This is a genomic window from Marinobacter sp. (assembly GCF_965229985.1).
In the GTDB taxonomy this organism is placed as follows: domain Bacteria; phylum Pseudomonadota; class Gammaproteobacteria; order Pseudomonadales; family Oleiphilaceae; genus Marinobacter.
Genome location: NZ_OZ245935.1, coordinates 1,152,983 through 1,170,298, shown reverse-complemented (window position 1 = coordinate 1,170,298; position 17,316 = coordinate 1,152,983). Strand labels below are relative to the sequence as shown.

The 17,316-nt window shown below is 58.0% G+C and carries 19 protein-coding genes; 16 read left to right on the top strand and 3 right to left on the bottom strand.

Annotated features, from left to right (window positions below; genetic code table 11):
• The first annotated feature begins 6 nt into the window (after nt 1-6).
• The 14 genes from ACO06L_RS05335 to ACO06L_RS05270 all read left to right on the top strand — a co-directional run bounded on the left by ACO06L_RS05335 (nt 7) and on the right by ACO06L_RS05270 (nt 12,460).
• Nucleotides 7-759 carry an SH3 domain-containing protein gene (locus ACO06L_RS05335; protein ID WP_064228955.1) on the top strand — a complete coding sequence of 251 codons (753 nt, stop codon included), beginning with the start codon at nt 7-9 and terminating at the stop codon, nt 757-759.
• A complete protein-coding gene (locus tag ACO06L_RS05330; RefSeq protein ID WP_064228956.1) occupies nt 729-1,373 on the top strand; it encodes an outer membrane beta-barrel domain-containing protein in 645 nt (214 codons plus the stop codon). Before ACO06L_RS05335 ends, ACO06L_RS05330 begins: the two co-directional genes overlap by 31 nt.
• Nucleotides 1,374-1,390: 17 nt before the next feature.
• The gene (locus ACO06L_RS05325; RefSeq protein ID WP_064228957.1) at nt 1,391-1,888 is read left to right on the top strand and encodes a TlpA family protein disulfide reductase; all 498 of its coding nucleotides are present in this window, start codon (nt 1,391-1,393) and stop codon (nt 1,886-1,888) included.
• An 18-nt stretch (nt 1,889-1,906) separates the two neighbouring features.
• The gene (locus ACO06L_RS05320; RefSeq protein WP_082905028.1) at nt 1,907-2,143 is read left to right on the top strand and encodes a DUF4266 domain-containing protein; all 237 of its coding nucleotides are present in this window, start codon (nt 1,907-1,909) and stop codon (nt 2,141-2,143) included.
• Nucleotides 2,130-3,293, top strand: a complete 1,164-nt coding sequence (locus ACO06L_RS05315) for a DUF3570 domain-containing protein (protein WP_064229018.1) — start codon at nt 2,130-2,132, stop codon at nt 3,291-3,293. The genes ACO06L_RS05320 and ACO06L_RS05315 overlap by 14 nt, the downstream gene beginning before the upstream one ends.
• Nucleotides 3,294-3,312: 19 nt before the next feature.
• Entirely contained in the window at nt 3,313-3,864 is a 552-nt protein-coding gene (locus ACO06L_RS05310; RefSeq protein ID WP_064228958.1) for a hypothetical protein, read from the top strand.
• A gap of 20 nt (nt 3,865-3,884) precedes the next feature.
• Nucleotides 3,885-5,819, top strand: coding sequence for a hypothetical protein (locus ACO06L_RS05305; RefSeq protein WP_227512769.1), 1,935 nt, complete (start codon nt 3,885-3,887; stop codon nt 5,817-5,819).
• Nucleotides 5,812-8,697 carry a tetratricopeptide repeat protein gene (locus tag ACO06L_RS05300; RefSeq protein ID WP_202347477.1) on the top strand — a complete coding sequence of 962 codons (2,886 nt, stop codon included), beginning with the start codon at nt 5,812-5,814 and terminating at the stop codon, nt 8,695-8,697. Before ACO06L_RS05305 ends, ACO06L_RS05300 begins: the two co-directional genes overlap by 8 nt.
• Entirely contained in the window at nt 8,684-9,253 is a 570-nt protein-coding gene (locus ACO06L_RS05295; RefSeq protein WP_064228960.1) for a tetratricopeptide repeat protein, read from the top strand. The genes ACO06L_RS05300 and ACO06L_RS05295 overlap by 14 nt, the downstream gene beginning before the upstream one ends.
• A gap of 15 nt (nt 9,254-9,268) precedes the next feature.
• Nucleotides 9,269-9,574: a hypothetical protein gene (locus ACO06L_RS05290; RefSeq protein WP_064228961.1), complete on the top strand. Its 306-nt coding sequence runs from the start codon at nt 9,269-9,271 to the stop codon at nt 9,572-9,574.
• A 139-nt stretch (nt 9,575-9,713) separates the two neighbouring features.
• The gene (locus ACO06L_RS05285) at nt 9,714-10,421 is read left to right on the top strand and encodes a MotA/TolQ/ExbB proton channel family protein (RefSeq protein WP_064228962.1); all 708 of its coding nucleotides are present in this window, start codon (nt 9,714-9,716) and stop codon (nt 10,419-10,421) included.
• Nucleotides 10,422-10,446: 25 nt separating this feature from the next.
• Nucleotides 10,447-10,959, top strand: coding sequence for an ExbD/TolR family protein (locus ACO06L_RS05280; protein WP_064228963.1), 513 nt, complete (start codon nt 10,447-10,449; stop codon nt 10,957-10,959).
• Nucleotides 10,956-11,456, top strand: a complete 501-nt coding sequence (locus ACO06L_RS05275) for an ExbD/TolR family protein (RefSeq protein WP_064228964.1) — start codon at nt 10,956-10,958, stop codon at nt 11,454-11,456. Before ACO06L_RS05280 ends, ACO06L_RS05275 begins: the two co-directional genes overlap by 4 nt.
• A gap of 5 nt (nt 11,457-11,461) precedes the next feature.
• On the top strand, nt 11,462-12,460 hold the full coding sequence (locus tag ACO06L_RS05270; RefSeq protein ID WP_201257839.1) for an AgmX/PglI C-terminal domain-containing protein: 999 nt from the start codon (nt 11,462-11,464) through the stop codon (nt 12,458-12,460).
• A 24-nt stretch (nt 12,461-12,484) separates the two neighbouring features.
• Here ACO06L_RS05270 and ACO06L_RS05265 read toward each other — a convergent pair whose 3' ends face one another.
• The 3 genes from ACO06L_RS05265 to ACO06L_RS05255 all read right to left on the bottom strand — a co-directional run bounded on the left by ACO06L_RS05265 (nt 12,485) and on the right by ACO06L_RS05255 (nt 16,093).
• Nucleotides 12,485-13,849, bottom strand: a complete 1,365-nt coding sequence (locus ACO06L_RS05265) for a sodium:solute symporter family transporter (RefSeq protein WP_064228966.1) — start codon at nt 13,847-13,849, stop codon at nt 12,485-12,487.
• A gap of 99 nt (nt 13,850-13,948) precedes the next feature.
• Entirely contained in the window at nt 13,949-15,751 is a 1,803-nt protein-coding gene (locus ACO06L_RS05260) for a PHA/PHB synthase family protein (RefSeq protein ID WP_064228967.1), read from the bottom strand.
• A 9-nt stretch (nt 15,752-15,760) separates the two neighbouring features.
• The gene (locus ACO06L_RS05255; protein WP_064228968.1) at nt 15,761-16,093 is read right to left on the bottom strand and encodes a phasin family protein; all 333 of its coding nucleotides are present in this window, start codon (nt 16,091-16,093) and stop codon (nt 15,761-15,763) included.
• Nucleotides 16,094-16,236: 143 nt separating this feature from the next.
• Here ACO06L_RS05255 and ACO06L_RS05250 point away from each other — a divergent pair, with 143 nt between their 5' ends.
• Together ACO06L_RS05250 and ACO06L_RS05245 are read left to right on the top strand one after the other, a co-directional pair.
• Entirely contained in the window at nt 16,237-16,557 is a 321-nt protein-coding gene (locus tag ACO06L_RS05250; RefSeq protein WP_064228969.1) for a TraR/DksA family transcriptional regulator, read from the top strand.
• Between the two features lie 7 nt (nt 16,558-16,564).
• A complete protein-coding gene (locus tag ACO06L_RS05245) occupies nt 16,565-17,296 on the top strand; it encodes an ABC transporter ATP-binding protein (protein WP_202347478.1) in 732 nt (243 codons plus the stop codon).
• The last annotated feature ends 20 nt before the right edge of the window (nt 17,297-17,316 follow it).

The window sequence follows — 17,316 nt, the reverse complement described above, 5'->3', positions numbered from 1 at the left end:
CGCGCCATGCCCATTGCCTTTCTCATGTTTCTATTATTTTTGCCGGCCCAGAGCTGGGCTGGCTGGCTGTGGGGCCAGGCTGAAGAAGACGTGGCGCAAGTGCAGGTGACCGAGCCTTACATTGAATGGCGAACCGGCCCGGCAACTGGCTATCCGGTTTTCCATACCAGCGAGAAAGGGGAATGGCTGACCATTCTTCAACGCAAGACCAGCTGGATCAAAGTAACGGACGCCCGGGGCCGGGAAGGCTGGGTTGCGGTTGCTGATATCGCCCAGACCGTGGATGGCACCGGTAATCGAGTGGATCTTCAGGTACCGGATTTCGATTCATTCGGTAACCGGCGAGTCGAAGCTGGTTTAATGATGGGTGAGTTTGATGGTGCCGCTGTCACGGCAGGCTACGGCGGTTTCTGGATGACGAGAAACCTGTCGGCCGAGCTCTGGGCCTCGCAGATCCTGGGCAGCGCCTCGGAGATTCAAATGGTGAATGCGAATCTGGTGCATCAGCCATTCCCGCACTGGCGGGTATCGCCCTTTTTTACGCTCGGGGTCGGACATATCTGGGTTGATCCCAAGGCCACTTTGGCTCAGCCCGAAGAGCGGGATAACAGTATTGGCCATGCCGGACTCGGTATTCGTGCCTACATTACCGATCGATATTTCATCCGTGCCGAAGTGAAGGACTACAAAGTGTTCACGACCCGGTCCACCAACGAAGAAGCGACAGAATGGAAAATCGGACTAAGCATCTTTTTCTGAAACCGCTGTGTCTCGGAGCTGGGCTATGCGTAGCCGCAGCCGCCCAGGCCCAGGATGATCGGCCGCTGATCGAGCCGGATGTTACCCCGGTGCCGGTCACCGAGGCGCTGATTGACACCGAGAACTTTGAAATCGGCGCGTTTGTGGGTGTGCTCAATATCGAGGACTTCGAGTCGTCGCTGCTTTATGGCGGCAAGCTCACCTACCACCTCAGTGAGTCCTTCTTTTTCGAGGCGGGAGTGGGCTTTGCGGAGGGCGGCGAAACCAGTTTCGAGAAGCTGGCCGGCAACGTGGAGGTGCTCACCGACAGTGAGCGGGATTACAGCTATTACAACATTAACCTGGGTTACAACGTGCTGCCGGGCGAGGCCTTCCTCACTGAGAACTATGCGTTCAACACCAATTTCTACCTGATCGCAGGGGCCGGAGCCACAGATTTTGCCGGTGATACCCGGTTTACCCTGAATGCCGGGGCGGGCTATCAGGTGCTGTTGACGGACAGCGTCGCAGTCCACCTTGGTGTGCGCCAGCACTACTACCGCATTGATGTTCTGGGGGCCGAGAAGACCTCCATGAACACCGAGGTCAGCACTGGCCTGTCGGTCTTTTTCTGATTACAGGAGCAACGGTTATGAAAGCATCCATAAAATCGCTGGCAGTAGCGGGCATCCTGGTCTGCCTGAGCCCACTGGCAGGCGCAGAAGCAATCAATGTTCCGGCTCCGGATTTCACCCTGGAAAGCCGTTCCGGGGAGAACCTGAGGCTGGAGGATCATCGTGGTGAAGTGGTGATGCTGAACTTCTGGGCCTCCTGGTGCGGGCCCTGCCGCCAGGAAATGCCCCTGATGGATGAGTTGTACAGCCAGTACAAGGATCTCGGCTTCACAATCCTGGCGGTCAATGTGGATGAGAACCGGGAGGAGGCGCATCGCTTCCTGGACAAGGTGCCCGTGAATTACCCGATCCTCTACGATCCGGAGAGCTCGGTGAGCGAACTGTATGAAGTGCAGGCCATGCCAACCACCGTGATGATTGATCGCAGTGGCAATGCCCGTTATCTCCACTACGGATACCAGCCGGGCTACGAAGACGAGTACGAACAGCAGATTCGCGAATTGGTGCGCGAGTAATTTTCGGACGGGACGTTTATGCGTAGTTTGTCGATCTTCACTGTCTCCGCTCTTCTGGCCGCCTCGTTCGCGGTTTCTGGATGCAGTTCAGTCAAGCCGTGGGTGAAACCTTACGAGCGGGATAATCTGGCGGATCCGGTCATGAGTCTCAGTCGTCATGGCAAAGCGGATTCCTACATGCACCACGTCTATCAGTCCCGGGAGTCTGCACGGGGAGCGGAAGGCGGTTCGGGAGGTGGATGTGGCTGCAACTGACAGAAGACAGTTGGTGCGGTCCGGGTTGCTTTTTTTGCTGGCGCTGTTGCCGTTCGGGCATCAGGCGATTGCGGCGACCTTGCCAGTGGATAACGTGGATGTTCTCTACCACCGCTACGATGGTGGTGGCATGGTCATTGACGGCCCATCAGTTCTGGTGCGCAAGGGTATTGGCTCGTCGGTTTCGTTTTCGGGGCAGTACTACGTCGACTCTGTTTCGGCCGCTTCGGTGGATGTCCTTGCAACGGCGAGCCCCTATGAGGAAGAGCGGAACGAGTACACCTTTGGCGTTGATTACCTGCACGACAAATCCATTCTGAGCCTTGGCTTTACCAACAGTACCGAAAACGATTACGAAGCCAATACCGTTTATTTTTCTGTCAGTCAGGAGTTCTTCGGGGGTATGTCCACGGTCACCATGGGTTATGCCAGTGGCTGGGATGAGGTTGGCCGGGTTGGTAACGATTCCTTCAGCGAGGAAGCCGATCGTCGCAACTATCAGCTGGGTCTGAGCCAGGTTGTCACCCGCAACAGTCTGGTGGGCCTGGACCTTGAGGTAGTCACGGATGAGGGCTTCCTGCAGAACCCTTACCGACAAAACCGCTACATCGACCCGAACGATTCCACAGGGTTCCTGTATCAACCGGAGCGTTATCCGGAAACCCGAACCAGCACCTCCGTGGCCATGCGAGCGCTTTACTATCTGCCGTATCGCGCCTCAATTCGCGGTGAATACCGTTATTTTTCCGATACCTGGGGCATCAACGCCCACACGGTCGAGCTGGGATACGTGCACGGATTGAACCAGCATTGGACCCTTGAGGGGTCCATTCGTTACTACAGCCAGAGCGAGGCGGACTTTTACAGCGATCTTTTCCCATTCGAGAACTCCCAGACACACCTGGCCCGTGACAAGGAACTCAGCTCCCTTTCCGGGACAACCCTGGCGGTGGGCGCGGTCTACGAATGGAAGCAGACGTCGCTTCCCGGCATCGATCGCCTCCAGTTCAGCTTACTGGTTGACTGGCTGAATTTTGAATATGACAACTTCCGGGATGTCACCGCAGCCGGTGACTTTCTCCCCGGCGAAGAACCCCTTTATTCCTTCGATGCCTATGTAACCCGGGCGTCGTTGATTCTTGAATACTGAGCATGCAGGAAGAACGACCATGGCCACTTGCTTGAACTCCCGATTTCCGGTGCTTTTAGCGGCATTGACCCTCGCCCTGACAGCCCCCGCATTTGCCCAGACCAATCCCGGCGCGGAGAAAGATGATACAGCCGTCGCCGAGCAGGTGGAGGCTCTCAAGAAGAAGGTGATCCGCCTGAACCGGGACCTGTTTATCCTCGAAGAGGATCTGCTGTTCCCGGCCAATACCCAGGTTGCGGTGTTTCTCAGCGTGGATGCCGGGAAGTTCCTGAAGCTTGATGCAGTGAAGCTGAAGGTCGACGATGAGATCGTTGCGTCTCACCTCTATACCGAGCGTCAGGCGAAAGCGCTTGAACGTGGCGGCATGCAGCGGCTGTACGTGGGCAACCTGAAGACCGGAGTCCACCAGATGACGGCGTTTGTTGAGGGAATCGGTCCGGATCAGCGGCCCTACAAGCAGGCCGCGTCCCTGGAATTTGAAAAGAGCACCGGCACAGCCGCTCTGGAGATCCGTGTCGAGGATCGCTCCTCCGATTACCAGCCCTCAGTTTCCATCGTGGAGTGGGAGTAAGCCGCGTCGTGGGATTGACAGTGTTCAAGCCGTTTCGGGCAGGCCCGGTACTTTTCACCGGTGCTTTGCTATGGCTGACGATGATTGCTCCGGCCCAGGCCGATGAGCCCCAACCGGAGCGTGCGGAGGACCTCAGGTATGGTTGGGTACTTTATGAATACCATCAGGGCAACGCCTTTGAGGCTCTGACCCAGCTGGCGGTTGCCCGGGAACAAGGCGGTATCGACGGACATGGTGATCATCCGGCTCTGGTAGAGGGCGGGCTCATGCTGTCCTGGGGGATGACCCGTGAGGCCAGCAGATTATTCACGGAACTGCTCGGTGCTGACGGTGCGGGCAGCACACTTTCGACCGATGTTCGCAATCAGGCCTGGTTCTATCTGGGCAAGGTGTTCTACCTGGAAGGTGATCATGACCTGGCCAGCGAGAATCTCGAGCGTGTAGATGGTGACATCCTGGCTGAGGCCAACCATGACCTGTTTCGCGAGTGGATTTATCTGCGAGCCCGACTGGCCATGATGTCTTCGAGGTTCGGAGACGAATCGGATTTGGCGTCGCTCCGGGCGAAACTGGAAGACACGGATATCTGGTCCCTTTACCTCCGGTACAATTCGGCCGTTTCCGCCCTGGCTGCCGGAGACGCCGTCACGGCCGAGGCGGAACTGCAGGCACTCATCGCCATCATTGAACAGTCTACCGACTCTGCCGAACCAGAGGCAGAACGCGAGGGGCTGTTGGGCAGGGCCCGCCTGTCACTTGCCCGACTGTATCTCAGGGATAACCAGTTCGACGCGGCCCTGGGGGTTCTTGGGGACATGCCCCTGAATGGGGTGTTCGCCGATCAGGCCCTGTTTGACTATGCCGTAGCCGCGGCCGGGCAGGGTAGGCCGGAGCGGGCACTCCATGCCCTTGATACCCTCTCGAACCGTGATCTGTTCTTGCCGTGGCGACAGCAGGTTCCGTTTGCCCGGGCCTATGTGCTTGAGCAGATGAACAGACCACAGCAAGCATTGCCCGCGTTTAAACAGGCAGCCGATCATTACCAGGCCCGTATCGAGGAACTCAATAACATCCGGAACCGGCTCAGTGAAGAAAATTTGATGGCGCAGCTCGATTTCAGCCGCGATAGTGACGGGATTCTCACAGATTCCTACGGACGACTGCGGGTTCAGCCGGTCGATTTCGGCATGGCCGAAGTGCTGGCTTCGGAAACGTTCCAGCAGGCCCTTGCGGAACTGAACGAACTTTACCGGATGCAGTCCTTCGTCGCCGAGCGGCAGTCCCGGTTCGAGTCCTTCCGGGTCATGCTGGAAACCCGCGAACAGCAGCGTCAGGTTCGTATTGCCCAAACCCGTCGGGCGCTGGAAAACCAGCAGGCGGACCAGTGGCAGCAGTTGCACCAGGAATTCAGTGAGAAGATTTCTGAGGCACTGACGGAGGAAGACGCCGGTTTCTTCATGACCTCCAAACAGAAGGCGCTGAGAGACAAGCTCGATAAGGTTGAAGAAACTCTGGCGGGCTTGCCTGACGACGCGACCACGGCCAGCCAGCGTGCGACTTATCAGAGGATGCGTGCCTACTTCGACTGGTGGATTGCGGATGACTATGGCGTGAATCGCTGGGCGGCGCAAAAACAGTTGCGGGAGCTGAATCGCGAAATGGATCGCTTTCAGGCTCAGCGGCAGCGGGTTGAAACCCTGATGGCCGACGACGCCCGCCATGCTGAACTGGCTCGACGCATCGCTGCCAGTGAACGGGAACTCGCGACCCTTGGGGAAGAGATTGCCGATGCATTGGGCAATGCCCGGCAAGCCCTCTTGAGCCAGGTAGACAGCATGCTTGTAGCCCAGCAGGAGGAGCTGAACGGGTATCTGTTGGCTTCCCGTCATGCCCAGGCCAGACTCGCGGACCAGCTGTTCCGTGCATCGCAAAATGCAGGTGCCGGGGATGAGTAATCGGACGATTGGAAAGACCGTTAAGGGACTTGTCATCGCGGGGGCCCTTGTTATGGCCAGTGGCTGCCAGATGTTGCAGTCGATGATGCCCGCCGGCGACGAGGAAATGCCCCGGGTCCGTGAGGGCACCCTGGCAGCGCTTCCGGCGACCGAAACCCGGCAAGCCAGTGGAAGTATAGAAGCTGGTAGCGACCCGGCGGGCGATGTTTCCATCGAGACGGTGATGGACAGCTACAAGGCACTTTTGCCACTCGTGGACGATCCCCGGAAGCAGGTCACCATCCGGCATCGGCTGGCCGATCTGGAGTTCCAGCGGGCGGAGCGGAAAATGGCCGATACCGCCGTCGATGAGCTCTCCGGTGCTATTGAAGCCTACCAGCGCCTTCTGTCCGAATATCCAGAACGCGAAGGCAATGATCAGATCTACTATCAGCTTGCCAGGGCCTGGGAGCTTCGGGGTGCGACGCCTCAACAGCTGGAGGCCCTGAATACCCTGGTCCAACGTTACCCCGATTCAGAATACTGGATTGAAGCCCAGTTCCGTCGGGGCGATCTGCTGTTCATCGATGGCCGGTACCGGGAAGCCGAGCAGGCGTTCGACGAGGTTACCCTGGCCAGCCAGGAACGCTTGGCCGATGCCTCGTTCCTGGTGAACGCGCATTACATGAAAGGCTGGAGCCTGTTCAAACAGGCGCAGTACCAGGAGGCCCTGTTCAGCTACGTAGAAGTGCTCGATCTGGTGATGCCCGATGGGCAACCGGTTGCGGATGTGGATCAGCGTAGCCAGACCCTGATAGAGGATTTATTCAGGGTAGTTGGGTTGTCGCTGTCTTACCTTGACGGCGCGGAAACCCTCCAGGCGCTGTTCCGCCAGACGGGTGGGCGTCCATATGAAATCCTGGTCTACGACCGATACAGCGAGCTTTTGCTCGAGAGGGAACAATACAGTGACGCCATCGATGTCTTTGAGGCCTATATAGAAGACCATCCGGCCAGCCCCTGGGCGCCACGCTACCACATCCGGATCATCGATACCCTGGAGCTCGCCGGTTTCACCCGTACCATCCCTGAACGAAAGGCCGGCTTTGTCAGCCTTTACGGACTCTACAGCGATTACTGGCAGTCAGCGGACCCTGCGGCGATCGGTTTTATCGAACAGCAGCTGGAACAGCTGTTGCCGGAACTGGCAGACCGTCAGTACCTGCTGGCAGGGGAGGCCACGGATGATCAGCAGGCGGACGATCACTACCGCAAAGCCGCCAGTTATTATGCCGAATTTGCGGCTACTTTCCCGGATCATCCCCGCACACCCGAGCGTCTCTTCCTCCTGGGTGAGACTTATCTGGAACTGGAAGACTGGCCGGCGGCCATCGCTGCTTTTGAGCGGGTGGCCTATGACTATCCCGGCGACCAGGTGCCCGAGCGAGCAGCGGAGGCAGGCTATGCTTCGGTACTCGCTTTCCGGGAGTACGCAAAGACGTGGGGCGACGATCCCGTATCTGAGCAAATGGCTTATCAGGAACTACAGCAGTTGAACCGACTGAGGTTTGCAAATGCTTTCCCAGGTGATTCCCGGGCGCCGGCTGTGTATTACATTGCACTGCAGCGGGAGTTTGACCAGAACAATTGGGAAGAGTCAGTCAACATGGCGGCTCGTCTTGTTACCTGGCAACCGGCGCCTCCGGCCGAATTAACAACGGAAGCCTTGTTGTTATCTGGCCACAGTCTGTCCGAACTGGGTCGATATGCGGAGGCGGAACTGGCTTACCGTGACGCCCTTGCGACAATGGCTGAAGACGATGAACGCAGAAGCGGGGTTCGTGAAAATCTGGCCGCCGCGGTCTATCGGCAGGCAGAGCAGTTAGCTGATGCCGGCAATGTGGAGGCGGCCGTCAGCGAGTTCCTGCGAGTCGGCACGGCCGTTCCCGAATCCGTTCTGCGGGCAAATGCGGAATACGATGCTGCCTCACTTCTTATAACTGCCAGTCTTTGGGATCAGGCTATCAGTGTGCTGAACGGATTCCGGAGGACTTTCCCGGATCACGAACTGATTGATACGGTCCCGGCAAAACTGGCGTTGGCCTACCGTGAAACGGAGCAGTGGGAGCGAGCAGCCGACGAACTTCAGCAAATGGTGGCACTGGCGACGACGCCGGAAGAGCGAAGAGAAAATCTGTTGATTGCAGCAGAGTTGTACGATCAGGCCGGCAACCGGGAAAAGGCGATCGACACCTGGCGCAGTTACGCCAACAGCCATCCCGAGCCGGCGGATGTCTACATGGAAGCGGCCAATCGGTTGTCCGAGCTCTACCAGGAAGAGGGGGATACCGAAAAACGGGATTACTGGCTGCGCAAGCAGATGGAAACGGTGGACCGGGACCTGGACGCCGCGGACGATCGCATGAGGTACCTTGCGGCGTCAGCCTCTGCAATTCTCGCCCGCGATGCCCTTGCCCGGTATGACAGCATTCGCCTGACTCTGCCGCTGAATCAGAGCATGACAGCAAAGACCGATGCACTCGAAAGGGCAGTCAATGCCTACAAGAAAACTGCCAGCTACGGTCTCTCGTCGTTTGCAACCGAGGCCGGGTACCAGATCGCCCATATCTATGGACGCCTCGGTGCCGACCTGATGGACTCTGAGCGGCCCACTGGATTGAGCGAGCTTGAACTGGCCCAGTACGAGCTACTGCTGGAAGAACAGGCCTACCCGTTTGAGGACAACGCCATCGATGTCCACGAGCAGAACATCCGGCGGGCCCGGGAGGGCATTTTCGATGAGTGGGTCAAGCGCAGCTATGAGGCTTTGAAAGTCCTGTTGCCGGGGCGTTACCGAAAAGAAGAAGTGACCTCGGGGGTTGTCTATGAAATCGATTAAGGCCTGTGGACTGTGTCTTTTGGTGATAGTCGCCCTGTCTGGATGCGTGACGGCCCCGACGCCGCCAGAGTCTGACGCAGAAGCCGAGCAGGCTGTCCTTGAAGCCTCATTCAGCGAAGCGGTCCAGGCCATGGAGCAGGGCAATCTTGCCGAAGCCCGGTCCCGTTTTGAGCAATTGGCCCGCGACTATCCGGAAAAGTCCGGACCCATGGCCAACCTTGGCATCATTGCTTTCCAGGAAGGGCACACCGATATCGCGACACGGTGGTTTGAGGCCGCGCTCGCGGTGAACCCCGAACATGTCCAGGCGTTGAATCATCTGGGCGTGATTGCCCGGAACGCCGGTGAATTTGATGAAGCAGAGCGGTATTACCGTGCAGCTCTGGCCGTGGATCCTGGATATGCGCCCGCGATTCTTAATCTGGCTTTCCTGCTTGATATCTACCTGGGTAAACCTGCTGACGCCGTTGAACTTTATGAGCGCTATCAATCAGCTGCCAGCGAGCCACACCCGAGACTGGAAGACTGGATCTTCGATGCGCAAAACAGAATCTGATATGGATAACCTGATATGAAACGTCTCGCGCTGATAGCTCTGGCCGCTTCCGCGTTGTTGCCTGCGGCGCCCATGCTCTACGCCCAGGATGCCCCGGGGGTGGTAACCATTGAGGGCACTCGCATCCGTGGCGATCAGGAAGTGCCCACGGTGATGTATCTGGTGCCCTGGCAGCCACCGGAAGTGGACGAGTTGCGAGCGCCGGAGGAACGCCTGATGGTTGATCAGGGCCTTCGGCCCCTGGAGCGCTATGAATTCCAGCGTTTTATCAAGTACCACGAAGCCTTTATCAGACAGACGGAGGCCGCCATCGGGCAGTAGAATGTGACGTTTGTCACGTCCTGAGTGTGTTCCTGCGCAAGATTAAACAAACCCTCACACAGACTTTCGCGAACTTACCCTCTCGGGGGAGGGTCGCGCATAGACTGATCTGAAAACCGGACCATGGAGTGCCCAGAAAATGATCGATACCGCCGTTCGCTTCTTCCAGGAAGGTGGCTTTTTTATGTTTCCGATCGCCGTTGTGCTGATTATCGGACTCATTGTTGCCATTGAACGTTACGTTTACCTTTCCGCCCAGAAACTGACCAACCGTCGGGACTTCAACCGTCTGCACCAGATGATTGCCAAGCGCGATCTGAAGGGCGCCCTGAATTACACCCAGGAATCCGGTAGTGCCATGTCGACCATGATCGGCTTCGGCCTTCAGCGTCTGGCCCGCCGCCAGGGGCGCGAAGAGATCGAGTACGCGATGGAAGAGGGGCTGCTGGATGTCATGCCCAGGCTGGAAAAGCGCACCCAGTACCTGGCGACGCTGGCCAACATCGCCACGCTGCTGGGTCTTCTCGGTACCATCATTGGCCTGATTGCGGCGTTCACTGCCGTGGCTGCAGCGGATCCAGCCCAGAAGGCAAGTCTGTTGTCCCAGAGTATTTCAGTCGCCATGAACACCACGGCGTTCGGCCTGATGTCGGCTATCCCAATGCTGCTGATTCACTCCTTGCTGCAAACCAAGACCAATGAAATCGTCGACAGTTTTGAAATGGCCGGCATCAAGGTGCTGAACCTTCTCAGCGACGGTTCTGGTAACAAACCGGTCGCCCAACCACAGGCCCAGAACGCCGCTGCACCGGCACAGGTAGCGACTCCGGCCGGTAGCCCGGCCTGATAACCAGCCAGAAGGATGTCAGGCCATGAGACGGAAACATCGTCGCCTACAAAGTGAGGCCGATCTCGACATCACGCCCTTCATGAATCTCATGATTGTGCTGGTGCCGGTACTGCTGCTGAATATGGTGTTCGCCCACACCAGCGTTCTGGAACTGAACTTCCCGACCGGTGAGAGCCTTTCGGCCGAGCAGGCGGAAGAGCTCCAGATCCAGGTGGTGATCTATGAGGATCGCCTGGTCGTTGCGGATAACCAGGGCGGCGTTATCAAGAACATCCCCCAGCGCGAGGGCGAGTATGATTTCGTTCTGCTCAAGGATGTCATGAAGGAAATCAAGAGTCGGGTGCCGGACAAAAAGGATGTGATCATCATGCCGTCCCGGCAAACCTCGTATCAGTCCCTGGTCTCCGTGATGGACACAGTGCGCTCCTACGAAGCTGTCGTGGCTGGCAGCGTTGTTGAGGCAGAACTGTTCCCTGAGATCTCGCTTGGTGATGCTCCTGTTAAGACTTCTGGATCCGCGGAGGTGAGTTCATGAAAGAATCCGCGAAAGCCCGTCGTCTGAAGCGCCACTATCGACGCAACAAGAGCCAGGGAAAGATGAACCTGGTCTCGTTGATGGATATCTTCACCATCCTTGTGTTCTTCCTGATGGTGAACTCCTCCTCTGACGTACAGGTATTGAACCAGAACAGCACCATCAAACTGCCGGATTCCACTGCCCAACAACCCCCGGGTGATGTTTTAGCGTTGACCGTAACCGACAGGGACATCCTGGTGAACGGGCGACTGGTGGTAAAACGCGACGCTTTCCAGACCTTCGACGGGCAGGTTGAGCCCTCCCTGAAACAGGAGCTTGACTACCAGGCCAGCCGTTCGTCGGCGCCTGCACCGGATGCTGGCCGCCCAATTACCATTCTTGCGGATCGGGAACTGCCTTACGAGCTGCTCAAGAAAATCATGTCCACCTGTGTGGACGCCGGTTATGCCAGCATTTCCCTGGCGGTTAATCAGCGTACGGAACAGGGAGCCTGACCATTATGGATTATCGGTACGGATTGCCCTGGAATCAGGAGCGCGGTGAGCGGAAACGTCTGCTGGCTGCGGCCGTTGTGGTGGTGCCGCTGTTCCTTGCGTTCGCAGGCTATGTCAGCTGGATAGAACTACCTGAGCGGGACAGGCAGGAACAGGAGGCGTTGCCGCCACAGCTGGCAAAACTGATCATTGAGAAGAAAGAGCCGCCAAAACCGGTACTGCCTGAACCCGAGCCGCCGAAACCTGAGGAAAAGCCGGTGGAGCAGGCTAAGCCAGAACCCGAACCGGAGCCTGTGCCCGAACCGGTGGTTGCGGAACCGGAGCCTGAACCTGAACCAGAAGTAGCGGAAAAACCAGAGCCAAAGCCGGAACCCAAGCCCGAGGAAGTCGCCAAGGCGCGGGAAAAGGCAAAGAATACCGGTATTCTGGCAATGGGGAACGAACTGAAAAAGCTCAGCTCGCTGGCGGAGTCGGTCAAGCTGGATGGCCCGGTTGCCAATACAGCTGAGCCTATTGCTCGCAAAACCGGTGATACGCTGGCCTCCCGCGCTACCGCGAGTGCCAAGAGCAGTGGCGTGAACGAGGAAGTGCTCAATCGGGAGGCCGGTCAGGTCGCCCTGGCTGAGCGCCAGCGCGCGGAAGTTGCGGAAGCCGAACGGGTTGCTGCAGTCAAAGAGGCAGCCCGCAATGAACGGCAGGAAACCGCTGCCAGAACCCGGAGCAAGGAGGAGTTGCGCCGGACCATGGACGCCAACAAGTCCGCGATCTACAGCATCTACAACCGGGAGCTGCGACGGAAGCCTTCGCTTCAGGGGAGTATCACGCCGGAGCTGGTGATTGAGCCCAACGGTGCGGTATCCAGTTGTTCAGTCGTGGAGTCCACCCTCAACGAACCGGCACTGGAGAACAAGATCTGTAATCGTCTGAGGCTGGTGGATTTCGGGGCCCGGCCGGGCGTCGACCAGACCAAGATCCGTTATCCGATTGAATTGCTGTCCAGTTAACCAACTGGACAGCACAGCGTCTTGCTAGCGTTTCGGGGCCGCAACTGCGATTGCGAGACTGACCAAACCAGAGCCTGCAAGGGCACCCACGAATGGCATCAGGGTTGGAATGCTGCCGGGGAAACTCGCAGCTTCCAGGCCGGCCATCAAACTGCCTCCGGACATCCAGCCGGGCAGAATCGCCCCGAAAAGCCCTGCCAGACAGCCCAGAATGGCCGCCCGGGTGGTCATTTTCCCCCAGAGTCCCATCAGCACAGGCAGTACCGCCGTGGCACACAGCAGGTCGGCGATCAGGAACAGCCGGAGCACGGAAATGCCCTGAAGGGCTACCAGAACCACCGGAATCATCAGCAGCACTGTGAACCATCGGGCACTGACAATGGAAAGGCCCTGTTTTTCGGTAACCGCCAGGGATGCGAGCGCATTCTGCAGGGTATCCACCGAGGAAGCGACCAGGGTGATGGCCAGAATAAGGGCCGGCAAAGCCAGCCAGGCCGGGGCATCGGCCAGCAAGGCAAAGAACGGAATCGGAGGATTGCCAAGGTCCGCGCCACTCAGGGCCGCCAGGATTCCTAACCCGCCCACAACGGCGACAACGCCGATGGTAACTACGCCGCCGAGCAGTGCTCCACGGCTGAGGGCATCGGTGTCGCGGGCTGACCACAACCGCTGCCAGTATCCCTGATGGAACAGGTTGGCGGCGGTGACGGCGATCACCAGAGTCAGCGCCACGCTGAGGGCCCCAGAGGTCGGGATGTCGGGCAAGGCTGCGGGAGCTGCGTCCGGGAGTTTGCCAAGCGCGACGAAACTGACAATCGCCAGCAGGCCGATCAGCAATAATGCCTGCCATTGATCGGTAACGATACTTGCCCGGAGGCCACCGACAGCCGTGTATACCAGCGTGGTAACCGCAACTCCAATGACCACGACGCCACCGTCAATGCCGGAGAGCAGCGAGGTAATGGCGCCGATGGCAGTGAGCTCGGCGGTCAGGAAGCAGAGCATGTAAAGTACTGAGATCATCGAGACATAGCGGCGCACGCCATTGCCATAGCAGGCGTTGGCAAACTCGCCGATGCTGCGCCCCTCGGGCAGGAAGCGGCGGATGGCGGGTCCACAGAAGGCGAACACAATGAATGGCAGAGCGGCACCTAGGGCATAGCCTGCCAGTGCCAGCGGGCCGACCAGCGCGCCTACTTCCGGCGGGGCAAACAGGATCCAGCCGCCCATCCCGGAGGCCAGGAAAGAAAGCCCCAAAGCCCTGGCTCCCTGACTGTTCCGTGCCGTTACGTAATCATCCAGACCGCCGTCTGCGAGCCGGGCTCTGAGTCCCAGCCAGGCGAACAGAATCATGGCGACCGCAATCGCCGCGAGGGTGGTATAAAACATCGGGTGCTTCTCCGCCAGTCATCGAGCGGGCAATAGTGCCACAACGGCGGGTGCGGGGCGAGAAGCGGTGGCCGGCAGGAGCGCGAGCCACCCAAAAGTCTACTGCTTAACTGCCTCTGCAGCTTTGACTTTGACGTAGCTACCCGGTGCGTTCTCGATTGCAGGCAATTTCCCTTCGCCCGGGATACGAGCGGGTACGTCACCGTCCGAGAAACGCGCAATCCACTCAAGCCAGTGGGGCCACCAGGATCCGGGATGGTGTTCGGATTGCTCGAACCAGGTGTCTGCATCCGGCACCAGTGTGTCATTGGTCCAGTAGCCGTACTTTTCCTTGTAGGGCGGGTTGATCACCCCGGCGATGTGGCCAGAGCCAGACAGCACAAAGCGGACATCGCCACCGTGGGCCAGTGCTCCCTTGTAAGTGGTTTTCCATTTGGCGATGTGATCCTGTCGGGCGGACAGGAAGAATGAGGGCACCTCGATCTCGGACAGATTGATGGACTCACCGAGCAGACTCAGGGAGTCTGGCTGCACCAGCCGGTTATTCAGGTACATCTGGCGCAGGTAGAAACTGTGCATCCGGGCCGGCAGGTTGGTGCCATCGGTGTTCCAGTACAGCAGGTCAAAAGCCGCCGGTTTCTGGCCTTTCAGGTAGTTATTGGTCCAGAACGACCAGAACAGTTCGTTTTCCCGCAGCAGGTTAAAGGTGAACGCCATGGCGCGACCGTCAAGGTAGCCCTTGCGCTCCAGCATTTTCTCAATGCCCCGGATCGAGTGATCGTTGATGAAGACACCGATTCCGCCAGGGTCCGAGAAGTCCAGCAGGGTAGTCAGATAGGTAGCACTGGCTACTGGATTACGGCCTTTTTTCTTGAGCCAGGCCAGCGTTGAGCCCAGCAATGTGCCACCGATGCAATAACCGATCAGATTCATCTGTTCTTCGCCGGTGGCTTCGGTAACGGCATCCATGGCAGCCAGTGGCCCGAGTTCCATGTAGTCTTCCCAGCCTTTGTCACGCATGGAAGGGCCAGGATTGCGCCAGGAAATAATAAATACGGTCTGTCCCTGGTCAACCAACCACTGGATAAAGGAGTTTCTGGAGGTCAGGTCCAGGATGTAATACTTGTTGATCCAGGGCGGAACAATCAGCAAGGGGCGCTTGTTGACGGTGTCTGTCGTCGGCGAGTACTGGATCAACTGCATCAGTTCGTTCTGGAACACCACCTTGCCCGGGGTGGTGGCCAGGTTACGCCCTACCTCGAAGGCGGAGCGATCGGTCATTCCAACATTGAACAGGGACGGGTTCTGGCGCAGATCTTCGATCAGCTGGCGACCACCGTCGATCAGGTTCATCCCTTTGCGTTCCCAGGTAATCCGGAGCACTTCCGGGTTCGTGGCAGGGAAATTAGAGGGTGACAGCGCACTGGTCAGTTGCCGGGCATAAAAAAGCATCTGGTCCCGTCCGGCTTGGGGCATGCCCTCCATGCCGGCTACCCAGTTCAGGAACGTGCGGGAGTTGATCAGGTACGCCTGGTGGAGAACATCAAAAGGCAGATGCTTGTGCCAGTCCTCGGCTTGGAAACGCCGGTCGTCGGGCTCAGGTTCGACAACGGGCTTATTATCCTTGCCCACCAGCCGGGCGAGGGTGTAATACCCCAACGCGGCATGTTTGCGAGCCAGATCCAGTTCCGCACCGGCGAACCGGAGCGGGTGGAGTAGCAGGTCCTCTGCCATCGTACGGTAGGCATCGGACATTTCCGTCATCGTGGAGAGCGTTGCATCATCCAGGACGCCAGCGTCGCCCAGCAATTTCTCCAATTGCTGCTGCCCCTGACGGACGTTGGTTTCGAAACCGTTGACGAGCTGACCAACAGCTTTCCCGAGCGTATCCAGACCGAACATGGCTATCCCTTATTTGGCAGCTTTCGGGCTGGCTTTGGTGGTTTCTTCCGGCGTTTTTTCGAACACCTTCTGAATCTGCTCCCGGCTCTCGTTGAAATAATCCTGCCAGGCTTTCCAGTCTGCCGTGAACTGCTCGCTCAGGGATTTCAGGGTTTCCGCCTGATCACCGGTAAGGCTTTTCAGGCCCTCCAGATCACGAACTTCAGACACCTTTTTAGCCTGCTCCATGGTGACATCGGCATAGCGGCGGAAGGCGTTCATCTGCATTTCGGCAGCCTTGCCTACCTGCTCAAACAGGGTTTCATTCAGTCGCGTCGCTTTCTCGAAAAGCTCGGTGTTCATAGTCACAACTCCTTTGCATACAGGTTTGATGGGTCTCTATTCTGCCTCACTCCGCATGACGCAATTTTGACAAGCATCAATCCCGGGTTCAGCTTATGCTTTACTGTAGGAACATGTTTTCCAGGCAAGGCAGGAGGCGCCACATGACTGACCGGAAATCCGAACTTGAAACACTGAGGGCAGACCTGACGGCCAGGCTTTCCCGTTATGAAGCTCACCAGCATCGAGAGGGTGGCGCGCTGGACAAGGATTTCGAGGAGCAGGCTACCCAGACCCAGAATGACGAGGTGGTCGACTCGCTTGAAACGGAAACCCGTGCCGAACTCGCTCAGATTGAACACGCGCTTGCGCGGATAGAGAGCGGTGTTGGCGACGAATGCGAATCCTGCGGCGAGGCCATCGACCCCCGCCGTTTGCAGGTGCTGCCTTACACCACGGTTTGCGTGGACTGTGCCGAAGACTGACTGACCCATGGAGCCAGGAAAGGCAGCCAGGAGCGGCTCCGCGGTATTCCAGACCCGGGGCCTTACGAAAACCTATGATCAGGGAGAAGTTCAGGTTCATGCGCTCCGTGGGGTGGATCTGGATCTCTATGGCGGCGAACTGGTCGTCATGCTGGGCGCTTCCGGCTCGGGCAAATCCACACTTCTGAACATTCTTGGCGGGCTGGATGTGCCATCCTCCGGTGAGGTCCGGTATCGGGATATCGATCTCAGTGCAGCCGGAGACCGCGAACTGACCCGTTACCGGCGTGAGCATGTTGGCTTTGTGTTCCAGTTTTACAATCTCATTCCAAGCCTGACGGCGCGGGAAAATGTTGCGGCAGTCACCGAGATTGCATCCGATCCGATGTCTCCCGAAGAAGCTCTTGAGCTGGTTGGATTGAAGAGCCGTATCGACCATTTTCCCGCCCAGCTTTCCGGTGGTGAACAGCAACGGGTTGCCATCGCCAGGGCCATTGCCAAACGACCGGAAGTACTTCTTTGCGATGAGCCGACCGGCGCTCTGGATTCGGCCACTGGTGTGCTGGTTCTTGAAGCTCTGGAAAAAGCCAACCGGGAAACGGGCACCACCACCGTTATTATCACCCATAATGCCTCCATCGCTGGCATGGGGGATCGTGTAATCACGCTCTCCGACGGCAATATCAGTGGTGAGCGTCATAACGAACGTCGCCAGGATCCCAGGACGCTGTCCTGGTAACGGGGCCAAATGGAAGAAAA